15 protein-coding genes and 2 pseudogenes are annotated in these 17412 nt (G+C 73.6%); 10 read left to right on the forward strand and 7 right to left on the reverse strand.

The window, feature by feature from the left end; translation table 11 throughout:
* The first annotated feature begins 126 nt into the window (after positions 1-126).
* Positions 127-801: a DUF6304 family protein gene (locus tag ACFVFH_RS08700; RefSeq protein ID WP_383765173.1), complete on the forward strand. Its 675-nt coding sequence runs from the start codon at positions 127-129 to the stop codon at positions 799-801.
* Between the two features lie 98 nt (positions 802-899).
* On the opposite strand, the gene ACFVFH_RS08705 is transcribed toward ACFVFH_RS08700, so the two are convergent.
* Complete coding sequence (locus ACFVFH_RS08705; RefSeq protein WP_383765175.1) at positions 900-1601, reverse strand: FadR/GntR family transcriptional regulator; 702 nt, start codon at positions 1599-1601, stop codon at positions 900-902.
* 105 nt (positions 1602-1706) lie between these two features.
* Here ACFVFH_RS08705 and ACFVFH_RS08710 point away from each other — a divergent pair, with 105 nt between their 5' ends.
* On the forward strand, positions 1707-3002 hold the full coding sequence (locus ACFVFH_RS08710; RefSeq protein WP_383765177.1) for an MFS transporter: 1296 nt from the start codon (positions 1707-1709) through the stop codon (positions 3000-3002).
* A gap of 69 nt (positions 3003-3071) precedes the next feature.
* Here ACFVFH_RS08710 and snpA read toward each other — a convergent pair whose 3' ends face one another.
* On the reverse strand, positions 3072-3752 hold the full coding sequence (gene snpA / locus ACFVFH_RS08715) for a snapalysin (protein ID WP_383765179.1): 681 nt from the start codon (positions 3750-3752) through the stop codon (positions 3072-3074).
* Positions 3753-3996: 244 nt separating this feature from the next.
* On the opposite strand from snpA, the gene ACFVFH_RS08720 reads away from it, so the two are divergent.
* The 6 genes from ACFVFH_RS08720 to ACFVFH_RS08745 all read left to right on the forward strand — a co-directional run bounded on the left by ACFVFH_RS08720 (position 3997) and on the right by ACFVFH_RS08745 (position 10568).
* Positions 3997-4950, forward strand: coding sequence for a LysR family transcriptional regulator (locus ACFVFH_RS08720; protein WP_383765181.1), 954 nt, complete (start codon positions 3997-3999; stop codon positions 4948-4950).
* Positions 4951-5035: 85 nt separating this feature from the next.
* Positions 5036-6043, forward strand: a complete 1008-nt coding sequence (locus ACFVFH_RS08725) for an NAD-dependent epimerase/dehydratase family protein (RefSeq protein WP_383765599.1) — start codon at positions 5036-5038, stop codon at positions 6041-6043.
* Between the two features lie 647 nt (positions 6044-6690).
* Complete coding sequence (locus ACFVFH_RS08730) at positions 6691-8124, forward strand: choice-of-anchor A family protein (protein WP_383765183.1); 1434 nt, start codon at positions 6691-6693, stop codon at positions 8122-8124.
* A 9-nt stretch (positions 8125-8133) separates the two neighbouring features.
* On the forward strand, positions 8134-8493 hold the full coding sequence (locus ACFVFH_RS08735; protein ID WP_383765184.1) for a DUF952 domain-containing protein: 360 nt from the start codon (positions 8134-8136) through the stop codon (positions 8491-8493).
* Positions 8490-9416, forward strand: a complete 927-nt coding sequence (locus ACFVFH_RS08740; RefSeq protein ID WP_383765186.1) for an NAD(P)H-binding protein — start codon at positions 8490-8492, stop codon at positions 9414-9416. Before ACFVFH_RS08735 ends, ACFVFH_RS08740 begins: the two co-directional genes overlap by 4 nt.
* A 528-nt stretch (positions 9417-9944) precedes the next feature.
* On the forward strand, positions 9945-10568 hold the full coding sequence (locus tag ACFVFH_RS08745) for a nucleotidyltransferase domain-containing protein (protein ID WP_383765188.1): 624 nt from the start codon (positions 9945-9947) through the stop codon (positions 10566-10568).
* A gap of 45 nt (positions 10569-10613) precedes the next feature.
* Here ACFVFH_RS08745 and ACFVFH_RS08750 read toward each other — a convergent pair.
* Positions 10614-10871 (reverse strand): annotated as a pseudogene (locus ACFVFH_RS08750) (TetR-like C-terminal domain-containing protein); the annotation flags it as partial.
* On the opposite strand from ACFVFH_RS08750, the pseudogene ACFVFH_RS08755 reads away from it, so the two are divergent.
* Positions 10871-11458 (forward strand): annotated as a pseudogene (locus ACFVFH_RS08755) (MFS transporter); the annotation flags it as partial. The pseudogenes ACFVFH_RS08750 and ACFVFH_RS08755 sit on opposite strands and share 1 nt — an antisense overlap.
* A gap of 248 nt (positions 11459-11706) precedes the next feature.
* Here the strand turns inward: ACFVFH_RS08755 and ACFVFH_RS08760 are convergent.
* From ACFVFH_RS08760 to ACFVFH_RS08775, 4 genes are all read right to left on the reverse strand, one after another.
* Positions 11707-12186 (reverse strand): VOC family protein, encoded by a 480-nt coding sequence (locus ACFVFH_RS08760; protein ID WP_383765190.1) that lies wholly within the window; start codon positions 12184-12186, stop codon positions 11707-11709.
* Between the two features lie 310 nt (positions 12187-12496).
* Positions 12497-13831 (reverse strand): NAD-dependent succinate-semialdehyde dehydrogenase, encoded by a 1335-nt coding sequence (locus ACFVFH_RS08765; protein WP_383765192.1) that lies wholly within the window; start codon positions 13829-13831, stop codon positions 12497-12499.
* An 87-nt stretch (positions 13832-13918) separates the two neighbouring features.
* The gene (locus tag ACFVFH_RS08770; RefSeq protein ID WP_383765194.1) at positions 13919-15019 is read right to left on the reverse strand and encodes an alcohol dehydrogenase catalytic domain-containing protein; all 1101 of its coding nucleotides are present in this window, start codon (positions 15017-15019) and stop codon (positions 13919-13921) included.
* Positions 15019-16572, reverse strand: a complete 1554-nt coding sequence (locus ACFVFH_RS08775) for an APC family permease (protein ID WP_383765196.1) — start codon at positions 16570-16572, stop codon at positions 15019-15021. Before ACFVFH_RS08775 ends, ACFVFH_RS08770 begins: the two co-directional genes overlap by 1 nt.
* 187 nt (positions 16573-16759) lie before the next feature.
* Between ACFVFH_RS08775 and ACFVFH_RS08780 the strand changes: the two genes are divergently transcribed.
* On the forward strand, positions 16760-17401 hold the full coding sequence (locus tag ACFVFH_RS08780) for a TetR/AcrR family transcriptional regulator (protein ID WP_383765198.1): 642 nt from the start codon (positions 16760-16762) through the stop codon (positions 17399-17401).
* Positions 17402-17412: the final 11 nt, after the last annotated feature.

The following is a 17412-nucleotide window of genomic DNA, read 5'->3' on the forward strand; positions in this document are numbered from 1 at the left end:
GGGGCCGGGAACGGCGAAGGGGGCGGCGGCGGGAGAACGGCAGGAGCCGCCGAGGTCACAACCCCCGTGGCGGGAAACGGAGGGCGACACGGCGACTGTCATGGGCACGGGCTACAGTCCGTGCCCATGACAGACGAGTCATGGGCAGGGTGGTACCGGGACCGACAGGGTTCCGACGCCGTCGTCCTCACCACCGACGGACAGCAACTACGCCTCCGGACAAGGGGCATCGACTTCGAGGGCGCGAGCTTCGACGGCCTCACCCCGGCGGTCGGCACGCCACCGGCCGACGACCGGTTCGTGCTGGTGGACGGCGCGCTGAGCGACTGCGTCCTGGAGTGGGACCTGCCGTTCCCGGTCAGCTGGGACGGAGCCGTTCACCAGGCCACGCTCAGCTGCCTGTTGTCGCTGCGCCGCCCCGATTCGCATCTCAGTCTTGAGCTGCAGTTCGGCGGCGCGGCCTACGCGTCCCACCGGGCCGAGAGCGACTTCGCCTCCGCCCTCGCCACGATCCAGCGCGCCCTGCCGCCCGGCGTACGGCTGCGGACCTGCATCGCCTGCGCCTTCTCGGACTACTTCCCGGCCCCGGCCATCGGGCGCGGGCTCTCCGGCGGTCTCGCCTGCTTCCGGGGCGCCAAGGACGCCTACCGCGGGGCGGCCGGTGAGGGCGACGTCCTGGACCTGTGGGAGCGGCGTACCGGATTCGTCCAGGAGATCTGGAGCTGCCGCGAGTACGAGCCCCGCCCGGACACCGGCGCGGGCACCGGACACCGCGGCGCGTTCCCGCTGGAACACGCCTGACTTTCTCCCGCTCCTGCGCGGAACACGCCTGACCTGCTCCTGCTCCTGCGCGGAAGACGCCTGGCCTTCTCCCGCTCCTTCTCCCGCCGGGCCGGGGCTCAGGCCGGTCCGGGCCGGGAGGGCGGCGTGGTGGCGTGCCAGTCGCCGGTGGCGTCGATGTTGGAAGTGGCGCTGCGGGCCGCGCGGTCGGCGTCCCCGGCGCGCAGCGCGTCGAGCAGCTGTTCGTGCCCGCGGGGGTCCGCGCCGTCGAAGCCGTGATCGTCCCAGTGGGCTGCCATGGAGCGGCGCAGGGCCGGGCCGAGAGCGGCGTAGAGGTCGCTCAGCAGGCTGTTGCCGGCGCCGGTGGCGACCGCCTGGTGGAAGGCGTGGTCGGCCTCGATCCACGCGTCCCGGTCGCGCTCCCGCCAGGCGGTGGCGCGCCGGACCAGCAGTGCGTCGAGGAGGGCCAGCGCCTCGGGGGTGATGCGGGCGGCGGCCAGCCGGGCGGCCTGGGCGTCCAGGCCCTGACGGACTTCGAGGACCTCGCCCAGCTCGCTGTCGAGACGCTGGACGGCGCCGGACAGTTCGCTGGTGGCACGCACATAGGTGCCGTCGCCCTGCCGTGCCTGCAACAGCCCCGCGTGGATGAGGGCGCGGGTGGCCTCGCGGAGCGTTCCGCGTGCGACGCCTAGCTCCGCGATGAGGGCCGTCTCGGTCGGGATGCGGGCCCCCAGCGGCCATCTTCCCGAGGTGATCTCGTCACGCAGCCGCTGGATGACGTCGTCGACCAGTACCGAGCGGCGGACGGAGGGCAGGGCCACGGGGGATCCTTCCTGGCCGGGTGGGGTCCGGCGGGGCGAGCGGGTGCGGGAACCATCCTACTTTAAAGGTTGGACGTTAAAGGTCAGACGTTTTATGTTTCCGTCATGCCACTCGCTCGCCGATCCCCGCACACCGCCCGTCCCTCGAAGGCCGACCGGCTCCCGGAGCCCGCCCCGGCCCCGGAGCCCGCCCCTTCCTCGGACCCCGCCCCCGCCCGGCCGATGTCCCGTTCCGCCGCTGCCTGGCTGACCGCCGTCGGCATCGTCCTGATCGCCTTCAACCTGCGGCTGGGCATCAGCAGCGCGTCCGCGCTGCTGGAGCAGCTCCGGGCCCAGCTCGGGTTCGGCCCGCTCGTCGCGTCGCTGGTCCCGGCCCTTCCGACGCTGTGCTTCGCGGCGGTCGGCGCGACCAGCGCCATGCTGGCCCGGCGCCTGGGCACCGAGCGTGCCGTCCTGCTGGCTCTGGCGGTGCTCTCCGCGGGGCTCGCCGTGCGCGCGGTGCCGCAGACCTGGGCGCTGCTGGCGGGCACGCTGCTGGGGGCGGCCGGGCCGGCCCTGTGCAACGTCCTGCTGCCCGCCGTGGTCAAGGCGCACTTCCCCGCCCGTGTCGCCCTGCTCACCGGGGTGTACACCACCACGATGGCGCTCGGCTCGGCCGTCGCGGCCGCCGTGGCCGTGCCCGTCGCCGGTCTGGCGGGGAAGGCGTCGACGGGACTGGCGGTCTGGGCCGTGCCCGCCGTGGCCGCCCTGGTGGTGTGGGGTCTGCGGCCGGGGTCCTGGCGGGTCGCGGCACAGCGTGCGCAGGAGGGCCGGATCTCCGCCTGGAGCGCCGGGCGCACCCGCTTCGGGCTGCTGGTGACGGCGTTCTTCGCCCTTCAGTCCCTCAACAGCTACGCGGTCATCGGCTGGCTGCCGACCGTCCTGTCCGACCACGGGATGAGTTCCGACCGGGCCGGGGTGATGCTGGGGCTGGCGCTGATCGTGGGGGTGCCCTCGACCTTCGTCCTGATGCCGCTCACCCGGACGGCGGCGCGGCTGCGGTGCGCGTTCGTCCTGGTCGGCGCCGCGCTGATGGCCGGTTACCTCGGTCTGCTCTGCGCCCCGGTGGCCCTGCCCGTCCTGTGGGCCGTACTGACCGGCTTCGGGCTGGGGGCGTTCCCCCTGGTCCTGGCCGTCATCGGGACGAGCGGCCGCAGCGCGCAGGAGACCGCCGCGCTGTCGACCTTCTCCCAGAGCACCGGCTATCTCCTCGCCTCGGCAGGCCCCTTCGGCGTGGGGCTGCTGCGCTCGTCCACCGGCGGCTGGGCGCTGCCGCTGGCCGTACTGCTCGTGCTCGCCGCGCTCCAGCTGCTCGTCGGAGTGCGGCTGACCCTGCTCCGTACCGGCCCCCGGGACGAGTAGGCCGGACGCGCGGAGGGGCCACCCCGTCCTACGAGGTGGCCCCGGTGGTGCGGCGCGTCCGGACCGGAGTCAGGAGGCGTTGCGCGCGAGGGAGGCCGCGAAGCCGTACTGCCAGAGGTAGTTGACCTGGCTGCGCTCGTTCGCGTCGGGGTACGGGTTGGTGCAGGACGGGCCGGGGCCACCGCCCGACATCAGCTCGCTGCACGGGCCGGAGTAGTGGTCCGGAAGGCCGAGCACGTGCCCGGTCTCGTGCGTGGTGACGCGGGTCGAGTCGTACTGCTGGTTCTGCGCGTAGTCCAGGAAGACGTATCCGTTGCCGTGCCCGTCGGTGCTCGCGTACGAGCCCCTGGAGTCATTGCCCTCGTAGTAGTTGAAGTCCGCGTTCGAGCCCTCCTGGAGCCGAACGTTGGAGACGGAGCTGTTCCATATCTGCGCGCTGTTGGATATCTGGGTACGGAAGCTCGGCGCGTTGGCGGTGCTGTAGACGATGGTGACCGACTTGATGCCGGGGTGCGCCGCCTGCTTCTTCGCCACGGACTTGACGACCGCTTCGAAGAACGCCTTGTTCGCGGCGGCGTTCTCGCGCGAACCGGCGTAGGCGGCGTAGCCCGCTTCGGCCTTCGACGCGGTGGCGGTGGGGGGCGCGGTGGCGGGGGCCGGGGAGGCGATGGCCGGTGCCGTGCCCAGCGCGGCGGCGAGGCCGAAGCCGAGGCCGACCACGGCCGACATGACGGTCCTGGGGTGTCTCATGGGGGGTCTCCTACCGTTACCGGTCCGATGAACCCGTCCGATGATCGGACTCGGACGGGTGCGGTACGGAGAGAGTGTCGGGGAGCGCGAGCCCCGGCGGATGATGTCAACCGGCGATAGCGCGCGGTTATCACCCCCTCCGGTACCGCCGTCGAAGCCTGCACCAACTCCAGGTGAATTAAAGGACTTTGAGGCGATTGGGGAGTCTGGTGCGACAGTCGCCCGCCGCCCTACGCTCGACCGTATGGAGCTTGAGGTGAGACACCTCAGGGCGCTCTGCGCCATCGCGGACACGGGCAGCCTGCACCGAGCGGCCCGCAGGCTGGGCGTCAGCCAGCCCTCCCTGACCACCCAGCTGCGCCGGATCGAGAACGCCCTGGGCGCCGAGCTGTTCTGCCGCGAGCGGACCGGCTGCCGCCCGACGCTGCTCGGCCGCGCTGTCCTCAGCCGGGCCCGCCCCCTGGTCGACGGGATGACCGCCCTGGTCAGCGACGCGCGGGCGGAGGCCGACGCGGTCGGCGCCTCTGGGCCCCGGCTGCGCATCGGCTGCACCGCCAGCCGGGTCATCGGCGGCTGGCTGCGCCGGCTGCGGCTCCGGCTGCCCGGTACGGACATCTCGCTGCGGGTCGACGTGTCGGCCCGCGCGCTGCTCGGCGACGTCGCGTCGGGCGTGCTGGACGTCGCCTTCGTGCACGAGGTCGAGGGCAGCCCGCTGGCCGTCCCGGACGGCCTGGAGCAGCGCGTACTCCTGGACCGCGAACCGCAGTTCATCTCCATGTCCAGGGACCACCCGGCCGCCTCCCGGCCGGTGGTCGACCTCGTCGACCTGGCCGCCGACCGGTGGATGGTCGATCCCACGGTGGACGGCGAATGGGACGGGCTGCGCCGGGTGTTCGGCGCGGCCGGCGTCGCCCCGACCGTGCTGCACGGCGACTACCTCACCGCCGCCTCCCTCGTCGTGCTCGGCGAGGCGGTCGCCCCCTGCCAGCCCACCTCCGGACCGCGCGACGACATGGCGATCCGCCCGCTGCGCGACGACCCCCTCGCCGTACGGCTGCTGCTGGTCTCCCGGCCGGGCGCCGACATGGCGACGGTCTACGGGGAACTGGAGGCGGCCTACCGGGAAGCGGCCCGGCGCGCGGCCGGGTACCACCAGTGGCTGCTGCGCAACCGCAGCCCGCTCGCCCGCACGCCCTGACGCACGGGTTCCCGATTCCGCCGAGAGCGAGGCCGGGTTCCCACCGGGTCGTCCGCCGGGCAGAGTCGGTCCCATGAGGCTTCTGATGCTGGGCGGTACGGAGTTCGTGGGGCGCGCGGTCACCGAGGCGGCGCTGGCGCGCGGCTGGGACGTCACGGTGTTCCACCGGGGCCGGCACGCGCCCCCGGCGGGCGTGTCGGAACTCCTCGGCGACCGCACCGCCGAGGGCGGCCTCGCCGCCCTGGCCGAATCCGGCGGAACGGACGGCGGGCACGCCTGGGACCTGGTGGTCGACACCTGGAGCGGCGCCCCCTCGGCCGTCCGGGACGCGGCCCGGCTGCTGGCGGACCGGACCGCCCGGTACGCGTATGTCTCCAGCCGTTCCGTGTACGAGCAACCGGCCCCGGACGGCCTGCCGGAGGAGGGGCCGGTGGTGGCCGGTGCCTCGCCCGACGCGGGCGGTGACGTCTCGTACGCCCTCGCCAAGCGCGGCGGCGAACTGGCCGCGCTCGACGCCTTCGGCGACCGGGCCCTGCTCGCCCGCGCGGGGCTGATCCTGGGGCCCTGGGAGAACATCGGCCGACTGCCCTGGTGGCTGCTGAGGATCGCCCGGGGCGGGCCCGTACTCGCCCCCGGCACCCCGGATCTGATGCTTCAGTACATCGACGCCCGCGACCTCGCCGAGTGGCTGCTCGACGCGGCCCGCAGCGGGCTGCACGGGCCGTACAACCTGGTCAGCCGCTCGGGGCACGCCACCATGCGGCAGCTGCTGGAGGCCTGCGTACGGGCCACCGGTTCCGACGCGGAGCTGCGCTGGACGCCCGCGGAGCGGATCCTCGCGGCGGGCGTGGAGCCATGGAACGATCTGCCGGTCTGGCTGCCGCCGGGCGAGCTGTACGACGCGATCCACCGCGGTGACGTCGCCAGGGCGTACGCGACCGGTCTGCGCTGCCGCCCCGTCGAGGAGACGGTCGCCGACACCTGGAAGTGGCTGGTGGAGCTGGGCGGCGAGCCCCCGCAGCGACCGGACCGGCCCGCGGTCGGCCTGGACCCGCGGGTGGAGGCCGAACTGCTGGCGGATCCGGCCGCCTGACGGCCCGCCGCGCCGCTTCGGACCGGGCGTGCGCGTGCGCGCGGGGCGGGGCGGGGCCGGGGAGCGGCCCGGGGGAACGGCCCGGCCGACGCGCGCCCGCGTGCGCGGGTGGGACCGGGACCACACCCGGGCCAAGCAGCGCACCCCGCTCACGGACACGCACGCGTGCGGGTGGGACTACGCGGACACCGCGATCCCCGGCGCCATGGAGCACGGACACGCGCCCGCGTGCGCGGGTGGGACGACGAACACGATGCCTTCATCGGACACGATGTCGACACGCGCCCGCGTGCGCGGGTGGGACGACACGGGAGGGCGTCGAGGGGCTCGTGGCGACGACACGCGCGCGCGTGCCCGGGTGGGACGGCCGTCACTCACCACTGAGTACCGGGGCCACGCCCGCAGGTGCGCGCGGGTGGGGCACGAGGACGGCGACGGGCGCCGGGTGTTCGTACCACGCCCGCACGTGCGCGTGGGTGGGGCGCGAGGACGGCGACGGGCGCCGGGTGTTCGTACCACGCCCGCACGTGCGCGCGGGTGGGACCGGCGTCCGATTACCCGGATGCGGCCGGTGTATACGGGTGCATCGGGCATGAACCGGCGTGGCCTTCCTGTCATTTATTAGGTAAAGCTGCATATTGCCCCTTATGGCAACACAAGCGCGCAGACGCGGCACAGGTATCCGGGCGGCGGTGGCCACGGCGGCGGCCGCGGCCATGGTGGGCACGATGGCATCGCTCGCCCTCGCCGACCCGCTGCCCGGCGGGCTCGGCCCGTGCCTGGGCGGCGACTGCCCGACGACCTGGCCCGATCGGCACAACGGACCCGTCGCCCATCACGACAGCGGGATCGACATCTTCGTCGGCGGCGACTTCCTGGTCCGGGAGGCCGCCGCCGAGGCCGAGGGGAGGACCGTCGTCCTCGAACGGTTCGACATGGACAAGCGCGCGGGCGCCTCGCGGATCCACGACGTCGGCGTGGCAGGCGTGGGCTCCCGGGTGCCGCCGCCCGACGGCTCCGACTACCTGACCGTCGCGGCCGGGCAGCGGCCGGTTGCCGAGGAGGGGGCGAACCACGGTGTCGTCAGGTACGCCGGGCGCGACTCCGGAACGGTGATCCCGGAGGCGGTCCACGACCCGGCCGCCACCGGCCCGTACACGGAGTTGCGCGACCGGCTGACGGAGGCGGCCCACTGCTATGCCTACGACGACGGCCGGGACCACCGCCGCCCCGCCACCGGCACGGTGGTCGACGCCGGTCCCGAGACCGTCTTCACTGGCGACGGCACCTCGGCCCTCCAGGTGTTCGCGGTGGACGCCGATCTGGTCTCGGCCCGGGGCGGCCCGCAGGAGCTGGTGTTCAACGGGATCCCGGAGGGCGCGACGGTGCTCGTCAACGTCTACGGGAGCAGCCGCAGCATCAGCACGACGGCGGGCTCCCTTCCGCAGCCCGGACTCCGTGAGCACCTGCTGTGGAACTTCCCGGACGCCACCGAGGTCGGGCTGCACGGCACCGGTCAGTTCCAGGGGAGTGTGCTGATCGGGCAGCGGTCGAGCACGGCCACCCTGGACATGAGCGGCACCAACGGCCTTTTCTACACCGCCGGTTCACTGACCCACGCCTCGGCGGGCGAGTCGGGCGGCCAGGAGCTGCACGCCTATCCCTTCGACGGCGATCTGCCGACCTGCGGCGAGGAACCGACCCCGACCCCGACGCCCACCCCGAGCCCGAGCCCGACGACATCCAGCCCCGCCTCCACCCCCACGCCGACCCCCACCGCCACCCACACCCCCGGTCCGAAGCCCACCCCGACCCGCACCCGTCCGCAGGAGCCCGGCGGGCCGAAGGAGCCCGAGGAGCCGGGCGGGCCGGATGCGCTGGGTGGGCCGGATGCGCTGGGTGGGCCGGACGCGCCGGGTGGGCCGGACGTGCCGGGTGGGCCGGAGGAGCCGCACCCCGGAGGGGAGCTTCCGGACACGGGTGCGCGCGGTGAGTGGATTCTCGGCGGGATCGCCGCCGCGCTGCTCGTGTCGGGATCGGCGGCCACGCTGATGGCCCGGCGGGCGCGTCGACGCGGCTAGCTTTGGCCCATGGCCGAACTGCTGCTGCACCTCACCGAAGGCCCGCTGTGGGAGGCGGCCCGCGGGATCGGGACGTACGAGATGTCCACCCGCGGCCGCACCCTGCACGAAGAGGGCTTCATCCACTGCTCGCTGCCCCACCAACTCGCCGGCGTGGCCGAGATGCTGTACGGGGCCGGGAGCGGTGCCGGGACCGGCGACCAGGAACTCGTCGTCCTCGTCATCGATCCCGACCGGCTCCCGGCGCCCGTACGGTACGAGTCCTTCGTGCCCGGCGGCGAGGAGTTCCCGCACGTCTACGGACCCGTCCCGGTGGACGCGGTCGTGGAGGTGCGCCCCTGGCCCCGCAAGGAAGGCGACCCCGCATGAGCAACCCACCCCCCACCGGCCCGGAGAACCCGGGCGCCCCCATCGTCGCCGTCACCGGCGCGGGCGGAGCCGTCGGCGGCCGGGTCGCCCTGCGCCTGGCGCGCGCGGGCGTGCCCGTCCGACTGCTCGGACGGGACCCCTCCCGGCTGCCCGAACTGCCCGGTGCCGTCGCCGCGCCGCCCGCCCCGTACGGGGACGGGGAGGCCATGCGCCGCGCGCTGGCCGGGGCGCACACGCTGTTCCTCGTCTCGGCGCACGAGAGCCCGGACCGGGTGCGTGAGCACACGACGGCCGTGGACGCGGCCGTCGCCGTGGGCGTCGAACGCATCGTGTACGTCTCCTTCCTGGGCGCGGCGCCGGACGCCACGTTCACCTTCGCCCGGGACCACTGGCACACCGAGGCGCGCATCCGGGCCGCCGATGTCCGGTACACCTTTCTCCGCGACAGCCTCTACCTCGCGGGCATCCCGGCCATGACCGGTGCCGACGGGGTGCTGCGCGGCCCGGCGGGCGACGGCCGGGTGGCGGCGGTGGCGCACGACGACATCGCGGACGCCGCGGTGGCCGTCCTGCTGGCCGACGCCGAGAGCGCCGGCACCCGCCACGACGGGCTCACCTACGACCTCACCGGCCCCGAGGCGTTCACCCTCACCGAGGCGGCCGAGGAACTGAGCAGGGTCAGCGGCCGGACCGTCACCTATGTGCCGGAGACCCGCGAGGAGGCCTACGCCTCCCGGGCGCAGTACGGCGCCGAGGACTGGGAGGTGGCCGGCTGGGTCACGTCGTACGAGGCCATCGCCACCGGTGAGATGGCCACGGTCTCGGACGCCGTGCCGCGGCTCACCGGGCATCCGGCGACGGGCCTGGCCGCCTTCCTGAGGGAGCATCCGGACAGCTACCGGCATCTGCTGAGGACGGACTGAGCCCACGGCGGGCGCGGCGGTCGGGGACGGGGGAGCCGGGCCCTGCGTCCTGCCCGGGGCGGACGACGCCACCGGCCCCGCGAGGGGCCTGGTGCGCCCGCGCGCCGACGCTCCGGGCCATCCCCCCCGCCGCCGCCGTGCGGTCGCACGCACCTGACGCCGCTCCCTGATCCGGCCCGACTCGACCGGCCCGACTCGACCGGCCCGACTCGACCCGGCCCGAGTCGACTCGGCGCGATCGGGCCCGATTCGACTCGACGCGCCGCCGACGCGGATCGGGCCGAGTCGGCCCGGTCCGTGCTCGATCCGATCCGACTTGGCCCGATCCGACTTGGCCTGGACCGGCTCGGCTCGGCTCGGACCGGCCCGCACCGGCCCGCACCGGCCCGCACCGGCCCGGACCGGCCCGGACCGGCTTGATCCGATCCGACTCGGCCCGGTCCGTGCTCGATCCGATCCGACCTGGTCCGACACGATCAGAACCGATCCGGGCGAAAGCGACCCGATCCGGAAGAAAGGCCCTGGGTCATGCGTACCGAAACCCCGTGGGGCCCCTGGGACCCGCCCTCGCCGGACGAGGCCGCCCGGCTCCTCGCTCCGCTGCGCGTGCCCTGGTGGATCGCCGGGGGATACGCGGTCGAACTCGCCGTGGGCCATGCCTTCCGGGATCACGCCGACATCGACGTACTGCTGCTCCGCCGCGACCAGCTCGCCGCCCAGCGGGTCCTGGCGGGCTGGGAGTGGTGGGCGGCGGACCCGCCCGGAACCCTGCGCCGCTGGCTCCCCGGCGAGACCCTGCCGCCGGAGGTGCACGACATCTGGTGCCGCCCGGGGCCGGACGAGCCCTGGCGCGTCCAGCTCATGCTCGACGACACGGAGGACGGCGACTGGCTCTTCCGCCGCGATCCCCGCATCCGCCTGCCGCTGGACCGGCTCGGCCGCGTCTCCGCGAGCGGCGTCCCGTACCTCTGCCCCGAGGTGCAGCTGCTGTACAAGGCGGGGTCCCCGCGTCCGAAGGACGAGCGGGACTTCGCCGAGGTGCTGCCGGTCCTCACCGCGGACCAGCGAGCCTGGCTGACCGAGACCATCACGCTGTCCCGGGGCGCCGGCCATCCATGGGCGGCCCGTCTGCGTGCCTGTTCGGCGGACTGACCGGCCCGGCCGGCCGACGTACGGACCCGGCCGGGCGAGCGGTCGTCAGCCGACGTACGCGCCCGCTCGGGCCGCCGCCCCGGCAGCCTCGGCGGCCCGGTCCGCCGCCGCTTCGTCGAGCGGGCCGCCACTGGCCAGCAGCCGGTAGCAGAGCGGCGCCGACACGGCGCGGATGACCTCGTGCGGGTCCGTGCCCCCGGGCAGCTCCCCGCGCTCGACGGCTTCGGTGACGCAGCCGGCCCGTTCCTCGACGCGGATCGCGCAGAACCGGTGCAACGCCTCGGCGGTGCGCGGGTCGCAGGATCGCCTTCGTCACGGAGACCTCGCTGGTCTTCCTGCTCACCCTCTACCTCCAGGAAGTCCTCGGCTACTCACCGCTCGCCACCGGTCTCGCCTTCGGTGTCCTGGGCGTCGGCACGGTGATCGGCGGCATGCTCGGCGGCCGTGCGGTCGGCCGGTTCGGAAGCCGTACGACGATCGTCGCGGGCGGGGCCGTCCAGGCGGCGGCCACCCTCTCCCTGGTGGCGCTCGGGAGCTCCGGGGGCTGGATCGCGCTGCTGCTGGCGGCCACCTTCGTCGGCGGGATCGGCAACATGCTGATGATCGTGGGCTTCATGGTCACCGCGACCTCCGGCCTCCCCGACGAGGAACAGGGCCTGGCCACCGGCCTCGCCACCATGACCCAACAGGTCGGCATCGCCATGGGCATCCCGGTCATGAGCGCCGTCGCCACGGCCCGGATGTCCGCCCTCGGCGACACCGGCCCCGAGGGCGTCCTCTCGGGCGTCACGGTCGCGATCCTGGTCGACTCGGCACTGGTCCTGGCTGGCGCGCTGCTCGCGGGCGCCTTCCTCGGCCCGCGCCGTGCGGGACGCGGCGGGCGGGGGTGACCCCCGGGTGCAGGGGTCGGGTGCAGAGGGGCGGATCTCGGCGGGCGGGGGCGTGGCGCGTGCCGGAGGACGCCGAGGCGCGGACGCCGGAGGGCGGGTCCGACGGTCGTCGGCGGATCCGGCTCTCCGGCGTCCGGCCTTCCGGCGTCCGGCCTTCCGGCGTCCGGCCTTCCGGCGTCCGGCCTTCCGGCGTCCGGCCCTCCGCCCTCCGCCCTCCGCCCTCCGGCGCCGGCGCGGTTCAGCGTGGCTCAGCCCGCGTCGTGCGCTGTCCGCAGTGCGGCGATGTCAAGCTTCTTCATGGCCATCATCGCGGCGGTCGCCCTGGCGGCCTTCGTCGCGTCCGGGTCGAGGAGCAATTCGGTCAGGCCGTCCGGCACGACCTGCCAGGAGAGGCCGTACCGGTCCTTCAGCCAGCCGCAGGGCCCCTCCTCGCCGCCGTCGGTGAGGCTGCCCCAGTAGTAGTCCACCTCCGCCTGGTCGGCGCAGTCGATCTGGAACGAGACGGCCTCGTTGAAGGTGAACTCCGGCCCGCCGTTCACCCCGACGAACCGCTGGCCGTTGAGCTCGAACTCGACCGTCATCACCGACCCGGCGGGTCCCGGCCCCGCCTCGCTGTACCGGCCGATCCTGCCGAGGCGGGAGTTCCTGAAGACCGAGACGTAGTACTCCGCAGCCTCCTCCGCCTGTCCGTCGAACCACAGACATGTGGTGAAGCCCTCGGTGGTCATCGCTGTCTCCCCTCGTGTACGCGGCCCCGCCGCCCGCGCGGGTCCGCCCATGACGACCGATCCTGTGCCGAAGAGTCATCGGGGGAACCAGGAGCGGAACGGCGGGGGACCGGTGGTGGCCGACTTCATATGGTCCCCTCGGGGAAGGCGAAACCCCGGACGACACGGCCGCGTTCCGGGTAAACGGCTCTGCAAACCGTCTCCCACCGCCTGCGCACATGATGAAGGGCCCGACCGCTCCGGAGAAATCCGGTGGTCGGGCCCTTCGGGGAGCCTGTCCGGCCCGCGGCGGAGCCGTGGGCGCGGGAGCCTAGACGATGGTGCGGATGAGCTTCTTGTTGACGAACTCCTCGATGCCCGGCCGGCCCAGCTCCCGGCCGAAGCCGGAACGCTTGATGCCGCCGAACGGCAGCTCGGCCCCCTCGGCGCCGACGCCGTTGACGAAGACCATGCCGGCCTCGATGCGGCCGGCGACCCGCTCGGCCTGCGCGGGGTCCGTGGTGAAGAGGTAGGAGCCGAGGCCGAAGGGGGTGTCGTTGGCGATGCGCAGGGCGTCGTCCTCGTCGGCCGCCGGGAAGATCATGGCGACCGGTCCGAAGAGCTCCTGGCGTGCCATGGCGTGGTCGGTGGTGAGTCCGGTGAGGACCCCGGCCGGGAAGTAGGCGCCCTTGCGCTCGCCCTCGGTGTGCAGCGTCGCGCCCTCGGCGACGGCGGCGTCCACCTGGCGGCCGAGGGTCTCGGCGGCCGCGACCGACGACAGCGGTGCGCCGGACTGGCGGGAGAGGAGCCGCTCGGTGAACTTCTCGACGAACGCGTCGTGGAGCTCGGACACCACGACGAACCGCTTGGCGGCGTTGCAGGCCTGGCCGGTGTTGTCGAGCCGGGCGGAGACCGCGGCGTCCACCACGGAGTCGAGGTCGTCGGTGGAGAGCACGATGAACGGGTCGGAGCCGCCGAGTTCGAGGACGACCTTCTTCAGGTGCCGTCCGGCGATCTCGGCCACGGCGGCACCGGCCCGCTCCGAGCCGGTGAGGGAGACGCCCTGGACGCGCGGGTCGGCGATCACGTCGGCGATCTGCTCGTTGGTGGCGTAGATGTTGACGTACGCCCCCGCCGGGAAGCCCGCCTCGGCGCACAGCCGTTCGAGCAGCGCCGCGGTGGCCGGACACTGCGGGGCGTGCTTGAGGAGGATGGTGTTGCCCAGGGCGAGGTTGGGGGCGGCGAACCTCGCGACCTGGTAGGCGGGGAAGTTCCACGGCATGATGCCGAGCAGCACGCCCACCGGGCTGCGCCGGATGACGGCGTGGCCGGGGCCCGAGGTCACCCGCAGTTCCTCGTCGGCCAGGAACGCCTCGGCGTGGTCCGCGTAGTAGTGGTAGATGTCGACGCAGAAGTCGATCTCGCCCTCGGCCTCTTCGAGCGGCTTGCCCATCTCCCGTACGATCCCGGCGGCCAGTTCGGCGCGGTGCTCGGCGTGGAGGTCCCCGAGCCGGCGCAGCAGCGCGGCGCGTTCGGCCACCGAGCTGGTCCGCCCCCAGACGGTGGCCGCGTGGGCGGCGTCGACGGCCGCGGCGATCTCGGCGTCGGTGGCGGTCGGGTAGGTCTCTGCGGTGGTGCCGGTGGACGGGTCGGTGACGGCGTACATCAATTCTCCCGGAAGAGTTGGGGGGTGCGGCGGCCGGAGGCCGTTTCCTGCGTGGGTATGTCTGCCACGGGTACGCGGCGAGAACTCCTACGGCTCCAGAATGGTGCGGACCCCGACGTTGGACCGGAGGTCCTCGAAGGCGGCGGCCGCCTCCCGGAGCGGGCGGACGGTGCCGATCAGCTCGTCCAGCGGAAGCCTCCCGGCCAGGTAGAGGCGGGCCAGCTTGGGGATGTCGAGCGCACCGACGCTGGAACCGTAGTTGCATCCTAGGATGCGTTTGCCCTGGTCGGCGAGGTCGAAGAGGTCGAACGCGCCCGTCGCGCCGGCGGCGGCCATGCCGACCAGGACGGCCGCGCCCCCCGAGGTGAGCATCGCGGGAAGGGTCTCGATGACCTTGGGGCTGCCGATCGCCTCGAAGGCGTAGTCGGCCCCGCCGAGCTCTTCCTGGCACCAGGCGGCCACGTCGGTCGTGGCGCCGTCGAGGGTATGGGTCGCTCCGAAGCGCCTCGCCGCGGCGAGGCGTTCGGGTGAGAGGTCGACGGCGACGACGGGGTCCGCCCCCACCAGGCGCAGCCCCATCACCACGGACAGTCCGACCCCGCCGGTGCCGATGACGACCGCGGATTCGCCGGGCCGGACCCCGGCGGTGTTCATGACCGCGCCGATACCGGTGGAGATGGAACAGCCGAGGAGGGCCCCGATGCCGAACGGCAGCTCGTCGGGCACCTTGACCGCGGCCGATTCCGGCACGACCAGCCGTTCGGTGAACGCGCCCAGCCCCAGGTAGGGCCAGATCTCCTCGCCCCCGGCGTCCGTGAAGGGCGTCGTCCCGTCGGGCAGCGTGTTGGCGACGGCCCGGGTGCCGGTGCACAGCCAGGCCGTTCCGGCCAGGCACTTGCGGCAGCGACGGCAGGGCGCGAACCAGGAGAGTACGACGTGGTCGCCCGCCTTGAGGTCGGTGACCCCCTGCCCCACCGCGGCGACCACCCCGGCGGCCTCGTGGCCGAGGACGAGGGGGCGGTCGCTGGGCCAGTCGCCCGTGAGGATGTGGAGATCGGAGTGGCACACCCCTGCCGCACGCACCTCGATCTCGACCTCGCCCGGTCCGGCGGGCCGGTGGGAGATCTCGCGGGTGTGCAGCCCAGCGACGGGGTCGAAGGCGATCGCGGGGGAGAGTTGGGTGGACATCAGGGCGCCTTAACTTCTGCGGTGGGTTCAGCGGTGGGTTCGGTTACGGATTCGGTGACGGGTTCTGCGGCGGCCCGTCCGGTGGCGTCGCCGCCGGTCGGGCCGAGGGGCAGCTGGGCGTGGGGCTTGGCGATCACGACGTAGGCCAGCCCGACGACGAACAGCGCGGAGAAGACCAGGACCACGGCCCAGACCTGGACCCAGCTGCCTCCGGCCGGGGCCAGCCCGGCGCGGGGCCAGGCGATGTTGACCGCCTCGAAGAGCAGCCACACCACCGCGAGGGCGTTGATCAGCAGGCCGGTACGGCCCAGGCGCAGCTCTCCGGCGGCCGGATTCCAGCGGCCGTTGAGACGGGCGAGGAGCGCGACGACGGCGACCGCCAGGAAGACGAAGTAGAAACCGCCGGACCCGAAGGCGATCAGCGTGGCCGCCGCGTTGCCGTTCAGCCCGAGCACCAGGCCGAGACCGGCCAGGACGGCCGTCACGACGAGCGAGACCCAGGGGATCTGGCGCGGCCCCACGGTGGCGAGCCGACGCGAGAAGGGCAGCTGCCGGTCGCGCGCGAAGGCGTAGACGGCCCGCCCGATGTAGGTCTGGATCGAGATGGCGCAGGCGAAGAACGCGATCAGGACGACCACGATGAAGGGCTTCTCGCTCCAAGCCCCCAGGCCGTCGGTGACGGCGGTGAAGACGGGGTCCGCGACCTTCCCGGAGACGGCCTCCTCGGGGCGGGGCAGCGCGAGGGTCACGGCGAACGCGGTGAGCAGCACGGTGAAGGCGACGAACAGATAGGCACGCACCAGCGCCCGGGGCACGCTGCGGCGGGGCTGCTCGGTCTCCTCGGCGACCTGTGTGGTGGCGTCGAAGCCCAGGAAGGCCCAGCCGGCCACGGCCAGACAGGTCAGGAACCCGGCCGCGACGGACCCGCCGGAGGCGGATTCCGCGCCCAACGTGTCGAACAGGATGCCGAACCCGTTGTGGCGCGCGAAGAGGAGCAGGATCAGGCTGACGGCGATGGAGGCGACCCCCTCGGCGACGATGCCCGCGTTGAGGAAGTGCTTGACCGGGTTGACCCCCAGCAGGTTGATGCCGAGGGCCGCGGCGACGAAGACCACGCCCAGCAGGACGTGGGTGGCCGGTGACAGCGCCGCGTCGCTGACCAGCATGTGCAGCCAGGTGGCGCCCAGGTAGGCCACGGTGGTCAGGGAGGCGACCGCCGAGGCGAGGTAGATCCAGCCGACCAGCCAGCCGAGCCGCGGCCCGCCCAGTCGGCGGACCCACTGGTAGACGCCTCCGGTGATCGGGAACTGCGAGGACAGCTCGGCGTAGACCGTGGCCACGAGCAACTGCCCGAGGAACGCGACGACGACCGCCCCGATCCAGGCGGGCCCGGCGAAGACGAACCCCAGCTGGACGACGGCGTAGATGCCGACGACGGGGGAGATGGTCGCGAATCCGATGGCGAACACGGCCCACGCGGACAGGGTGCGCTTCAGTTCCTGCTGGTAGCCGTACTCGGCCAGATCACCGGCATCGGTGCGGGGGTCGTCCACGTTGGTCTCCTGGCAGTGGTGCATGTGCAGAGCGCGCCCGGCGGCGCCGCTCGCCCCGGGGCACCGGCCTCCGGCCGCCGCACCTCGGTGACGGCGTCGGCCCCGGCGGCGCCCGCCCCGGTGGCGTCGAGTTATTGGCGATAGAGCCAATTACTCAATTGGCAGCAAAGCCAATAGCATCGTCGCCATGACGTCAAGGGGTCCCGGGAAACAAGTGCGCAAATCGGCGGCCGAGCGCCGCGGCGAGATCGTCGCGGCGGCCGCCCGGGTCGGGCTCCAGGAAGGGCTGGAGTGCGTCACCCGGCAGCGGATCGCCGACGACCTCGGGGTCCGGCCCGGACTGATCCACCACTACTTCCCGGTGGTCGAGGAACTGGTGGCCGAGGCGTTCACCAGCGCGACCACGGCGGAGCTGGACGGCCTCCTGCCGACGGCGGCCGCCCCCGAGGGCGTGGGTGCGGCGCCCCTGAGCACCCTCCAGCGGTTCTTCACGCTGATCTCGGGCGCGGAGTTCGACGACGTCAGCAGGCTCTGGCTCAACGCACGGAACCTGTCGCGCTACCGCCCCGCACTCCGCGACCAGGTCGTGAGCCAGGAACTGCGCTGGTGCCACCGCATCGAGGAGATCATCACCGAGGGCGTGCGGGAGCGGTCGTTCCGCTGCGACGATCCCTGGGCGGCGGCGGTGCGCATCCTCGCCGTGGTCGACGGGGCGGGCGCGTACATCAACACCAGCGCGGACCGGCGCATGGCACCACTCGCCGACCTGGCCCGCAGGATCGCCGAGGCCGAACTGGACCTTCCGGCCGACGGCCTGCGCTCGCCGTGAACGCACGGGGC

It is taken from the genome of Streptomyces sp. NPDC057697 (assembly GCF_042799335.1).
Taxonomy (GTDB): Bacteria; Actinomycetota; Actinomycetes; order Streptomycetales; family Streptomycetaceae; genus Streptomyces.